The organism is Cupriavidus sp. 8B (assembly GCF_054589115.1).
This window is the reverse complement of the sequence record NZ_BAAILO010000127.1, coordinates 1-326: the sequence shown is the minus strand read 5'-3', so window position 1 is coordinate 326 and position 326 is coordinate 1. Positions and strand designations below refer to the sequence as shown.

Annotated in this window: 1 protein-coding gene; it reads left to right on the top strand. The window is 62.3% G+C overall.

Annotated features, from left to right (window positions below):
- A partial coding sequence (locus ACYP5B_RS13680) for a zinc ribbon domain-containing protein (protein ID WP_459570017.1) occupies positions 1-326 on the top strand: 326 nt, incomplete at both ends.

Here is a 326-nt window from a genome sequence, read left to right as displayed (position 1 = left end):
GCCTACCAGTCCGCCCATACCATCGTGGACAAGGCGGCAGTGGTCGGTTCGGAAGATCTGACGTCCCCCATCAAGGGGAGGAGTCAGTGGCGGAACTACAACCGCCGCATGAGCGCATGGGCCAAGGGTGTACTGGCTCAAGCGCTCGATGAAGTTTGCACGCAGCGTGGGGCGACGCACGTCGTCGTCAACGCCGCCTACACGTCGCAAATGGACTCGTTCACGGGCTGGCTGCAAGGCAAGCGCGAGGGCGACAAGTTTTACCGTGCCAACGGGGACGTTCTTCAGGCGGATACCAATGCAGCGCGGAACGTGCGGGACAGGAT